Genomic DNA, 4,544 nt, shown 5'->3' on the forward strand with positions numbered 1-4,544 from the left:
GGAGCGCGGCCCCCGCGCCGCGCGGCGCCGCCGCACCGGCCACGGCCGGCGGCCCGGGCGGGTGAGGCGCGATGAGCTCCCTGCTGCTCCTCACGAACGCGCTCCAGCCGTCCGCCGAGGTGCTGCCCGCCCTCGGCCTGCTGATGCACACCGTCCGCGTGGCGCCCGCCGAGGGGGCCGCGCTCATGGACACCCCCGGCGCCGACGTGCTCCTCGTCGACGGCCGCCGCGACCTGCCCCAGGTGCGTTCGCTGTGCCAGCTGCTGCGGTCCACCGGCCCCGGCTGCCCCGTCCTGCTGGTGGCGACGGAGGGCGGCCTGGCCGCGGTCACCGCCGACTGGGGCGTGGACGACGTCCTGCTCGACACCGCGGGACCGGCCGAGGTCGAGGCGCGCCTGCGGCTCGCCGTCGGACGGCTGCAGATCACCTCGGACGAGGGCCCGGCGGAGATCCGCAACGGGGACCTGTCGGTCGACGAGGCGACGTACAGCGCGAAGCTCAAGGGGCGGGTCCTCGACCTGACCTTCAAGGAGTTCGAGCTGCTGAAGTACCTGGCACAGCACCCGGGCCGCGTGTTCACCCGCGCCCAGCTCCTCCAGGAGGTCTGGGGCTACGACTACTTCGGCGGCACGCGCACGGTCGACGTCCACGTCCGGCGGCTGCGCGCGAAGCTCGGCCCCGAGCACGAGTCGCTGATCGGCACCGTCCGCAACGTCGGCTACCGCTTCGTCTCCCCGGAGAAGCCGGAGTCGAGCGACCACATGGCGATGGCGTAGGGCCCCGGCGCGGCCTGGCCTCCGCGCCGCCTTCGGGAGCGTTCACGCGGAGGCGGGGGCGAGGCCCGCCGGAGCGCTCACGAGCGGGCGGGAACCCGGCCGCGCGGCCCTGCGCACACGGCTGTCCGCGGGCCGGAAGGACTGGCGTGGACGGCGTTCATCCCGCGTAGACTCCCGTGCGTGGCCAAGGTGACGCGGGACGATGTGGCACGACTGGCGGGTACCTCGACCGCGGTGGTCAGCTATGTGATCAACAACGGGCCCCGGCCGGTCGCCCCGGCCACCCGCGAGCGGGTGCTGGCCGCGATCAAGGAGCTGGGCTACCGGCCCGACCGGGTCGCGCAGGCGATGGCGTCCCGCCGTACGGACCTCATAGGAATGATCGTCCCCGACGCGCGCCAGCCCTTCTTCGGGGAGATGGCGCACGCGGTCGAACAGGCCGCCGCCGAGCGCGGCAAGATGGTCCTCGTCGGCAACTCCGACTACCGCGGCGAGCGCGAGGTCCACTACCTGCGGGCCTTCCTCGGCATGCGGGTCTCCGGCCTGATCCTCGTCGCGCAGGGGCCGAGCGAGGGCGCCGCCGCGGAGATCGACGCCTGGGACGCCCGGGTCGTGCTGCTGCACGAGCGGCCCGAGTCCCTCGACGACGTCGCCGTGGTCACCGACGACGTGGGCGGCGCCCAGCTGGCGACCCGCCACCTCCTGGAGCACGGCCACCCCTACGTCGCGTGCGTCGGGGGCGTCGCGAGCACCCCGTCGGTGGGCGACCCGGTCGCCGACCACGTCGAGGGGTGGCGGCGCGCCATGCTGGAGTCGGGCCGGTCGATCGAGGGCCGGCTCTTCGAGGCCCCGTACAACCGCTACGACGCGTACAAGGTCGCGCTCGACCTGCTCGCGGGCCCGAACCGGCCCCCCGCCGTCTTCTGCTCGACGGACGACCAGGCCATCGGCGTGCTGCGGGCCGCCCGCGAGCTGCGCATCGACGTCCCGGGCGAACTCGCGGTCGCCGGGTTCGACGACGTCAAGGAGGCGGGCCTGACGGACCCGCCGCTCACGACGGTCTCCTCCGACCGCCCCGCCATGGCCCGCGCGGCCGTCGACCTGGTGCTGGACGACGGGCTGCGCGTCCCCGGCAGCCGCCGGGACGGGGCGTTCGGGCGGGTGCGGCAGTTCCCGTCGGCGCTGATCGTGCGCCGCTCCTGCGGCTGCTCCTGAACCCCGCCGGACGGGGCCCGGCCGCGCGGCAAGCCCCGTCGCCGCAGTCCCCGGCCGTCGAGCCGCCGCCCCGCACGCCGCGCCGCCGGCCCGGCTCCCGCGCCGAGCGGCCGCCCGTCCTTATATCGGGCATACGCACTTCTGTCGGGCTTCTCACAGCGTCCTCATAGTGTTCTCATGTCACGGTCGGAAAGTCATAGGCATGACGAACTTCTTCGGGCACCGCGACAGCCACCACAGCGACGACCAGTCCTTCGGCGAGCAGCCTGAGCAGGCGCAGCAGCAGCCTCACCAGGCATCGCAGCAGCCGTACGCGTCATCCCCCGGCGAGCCCGGCGCCCCGTACGCGCCGGCCGGCCACGAGGCCGGGAGCGAGCCGGCGGCCGGTACCTCCGCGACCGGCGCGGCCCACGGGCCCTACGCCGCGTTCGCCGACCCGGCCTTCCCGCCGCCGCCCGCCCACGCCCCCGGCCAGGGCGGGCACGGCGCGACCCGCCGGCGCGCCCGGGGCCCCGTCGCCCTGGTGGCGGCCGTGGCGCTCGCGGCGGCCGTCGTCGGCGGCGGGGTGGCGACCGTGCTCACGAAGAACGCCGACAACAACCCCAACGCCAGCACGACCGTCGGTGTCAGCGGCACGACCGTCTCGCAGAGCAGCAAGGGCACGGTCGCCGGGGTGGCCCAGGCCGTCTCCCCCACGGTCGTCGAGATCACGGCGGACTCGCAGGGCGGGGAGTCGATCGGCTCGGGCATCGTCATCACGTCCGACGGCCAGGTCCTCACCAACAACCACGTCGTCTCGGGCGCCTCCCAGGTCAAGGTGAGGATGAGCACCGGAAAGACCTACACGGCGAGCGTCATGGGCACCGACCCGGCCAAGGACCTCGCGCTGATCAAGCTGGAGGGCGCGAGCGGGCTGAAGACCGCCACGCTCGGCGACTCGGACGGCGTCCGCGTGGGTGACCAGGTCGTCGCCATCGGCTCCCCCCAGGGCCTGCAGGGCACGGTGACCAGCGGCATCATCTCGTCGCTGAACCGCGACGTCACCGTCCCGAAGGAGGACGGCAGCGGCCAGGACCAGAGCCAGGGGCAGGGCCAGGAGGGCCAGGGCGGCGGGGGCCTCTTCGGCGGGGGCGGGGACGGGTCCGGCGGCGACGGGTCCGGCGGCAGCGACAACTGGCCCTTCGAGTTCGGCGGCCGGCAGTTCAACGGCGACACCGGCAGCCAGACGACGACGTACAAGGCGTTCCAGACCGACGCGTCCCTCAACCCGGGCAACTCCGGCGGCGCCCTGATCGACATGAACGGCGACATCGTCGGCATCAACTCCGCCATGTACGCGCCGTCCTCCGGCAGCGGTTCGAGCAGCGACTCCGGCTCGGCCGGGAGCGTGGGCCTCGGGTTCGCCATCCCGATCAACACCGTCAAGGCGGACCTGAACACCCTGCGCGACGGCGGCAGCTCCGCCAACTGACCCCGGCGCACGGCGCGGGCGCCCCGCCCGCGCCGCCCGGGGCACGCGCCACCGCGCCACCGCGCCACCGCGCCACCGCGCCACCGAGGAGAGGACGAACCACCCGTGGCCGACTCCGTTACCTTCGGATACGACAACGAGGGTCTGGACGGACGAGGGAGCAGCGACATGAGTTCCGCCGAGGCGGACACCCAGCGGATCCTGATCGTCGACGACGAGCCGGCCGTGCGCGAGGCGCTGCGCCGCAGCCTCACGTTCGACGGGTACGACACCGAGGTCGCCGTCGACGGCTTCGACGCCCTCGCCAAGACCGAGGCGTACGCGCCCGACCTGATCGTGCTGGACATCCAGATGCCGCGGATGGACGGCCTGACCGCGGCCCGCAGGCTCCGCAACGGCGGCTCCACGGTGCCGATCCTCATGCTCACCGCCCGCGACACGGTCGGCGACCGGGTCACCGGCCTCGACGCGGGCGCCGACGACTACCTGGTCAAGCCGTTCGAGCTGGACGAGCTGTTCGCGCGCATCCGGGCGCTGCTGCGGCGCAGTTCCTACCTGGCGTCCGCGGCGGGCGGCGGGGACGTCCCCGAGGACGACGTCCTCTCGTTCGCCGACCTCCGGATGGACCTGACCACCCGCGAGGTGACGCGCGGCGCGCGCCGGGTCGAGCTGACCCGCACCGAGTTCACGCTGCTGGAGATGTTCCTCGCGCACCCGCGCCAGGTGCTCACCCGCGAGCAGATCCTGAAGGCCGTGTGGGGCTTCGACTTCGAGCCGAGCTCCAACTCCCTGGACGTGTACGTGATGTACCTGCGCCGCAAGACGGAGGGGGGCGGCGAGCCCCGCCTGGTCCACACCGTGCGCGGCGTCGGCTACGTGCTGCGCTCCGACGGCGGCCCCGCATGACGGGCTCCCCGCCCCCCGAACGGCCGGACGGCACGCACGGCTCGACGGGCCCCGTCGAGGAGGGCGGCGGCGCGGGCGCCGGGGCGCCGTACCCGGACCCCGGCGCGTACGGTCCCGGCACGAGCGGTCCCGGCGCGTACGGGACGGGCCACGGCGCGACCGACACGGGCCGCGCG

Annotated in this window: 4 protein-coding genes and 1 pseudogene; all 5 read left to right on the top strand. The window is 74.6% G+C overall.

The genetic code is table 11. The features are described 5' to 3' along the window. The first annotated feature begins 71 nt into the window (after positions 1 to 71). A complete protein-coding gene (locus tag L1885_RS24115) occupies positions 72 to 776 on the top strand; it encodes a response regulator transcription factor (protein ID WP_235799273.1) in 705 nt (234 codons plus the stop codon). Between the two features lie 180 nt (positions 777 to 956). After that, positions 957 to 1,991 carry a LacI family DNA-binding transcriptional regulator gene (locus L1885_RS24120; RefSeq protein WP_235799274.1) on the top strand — a complete coding sequence of 345 codons (1,035 nt, stop codon included), beginning with the start codon at positions 957 to 959 and terminating at the stop codon, positions 1,989 to 1,991. Positions 1,992 to 2,193: 202 nt separating this feature from the next. After that, positions 2,194 to 3,462, top strand: coding sequence for a S1C family serine protease (locus L1885_RS24125; RefSeq protein ID WP_235799275.1), 1,269 nt, complete (start codon positions 2,194 to 2,196; stop codon positions 3,460 to 3,462). A 168-nt stretch (positions 3,463 to 3,630) separates the two neighbouring features. Then, complete coding sequence (locus tag L1885_RS24130) at positions 3,631 to 4,368, top strand: response regulator transcription factor (protein ID WP_235799276.1); 738 nt, start codon at positions 3,631 to 3,633, stop codon at positions 4,366 to 4,368. Beyond that, a pseudogene (locus tag L1885_RS24135) lies at positions 4,365 to 4,544 on the top strand (RDD family protein); the annotation flags it as partial. The gene L1885_RS24130 and the pseudogene L1885_RS24135, both read left to right, overlap by 4 nt.

The sequence above is a fragment of the Streptomyces fuscigenes genome (assembly GCF_021556455.1).
Lineage (GTDB): Bacteria > Actinomycetota > Actinomycetes > Streptomycetales > Streptomycetaceae > Streptomyces > Streptomyces fuscigenes.

What these genes read in the sequence shown, in the direction of transcription:
- L1885_RS24115 (WP_235799273.1), top strand. Translation starts at nt 72, where the DNA reads ATGAGCTCCCTGCTGCTCCTCACGAACGCGCTCCAGCCGTCCGCCGAG.
- L1885_RS24125 (WP_235799275.1), top strand. Translation starts at nt 2,194, where the DNA reads ATGACGAACTTCTTCGGGCACCGCGACAGCCACCACAGCGACGACCAG.
- L1885_RS24130 (WP_235799276.1), top strand. Translation starts at nt 3,631, where the DNA reads ATGAGTTCCGCCGAGGCGGACACCCAGCGGATCCTGATCGTCGACGAC.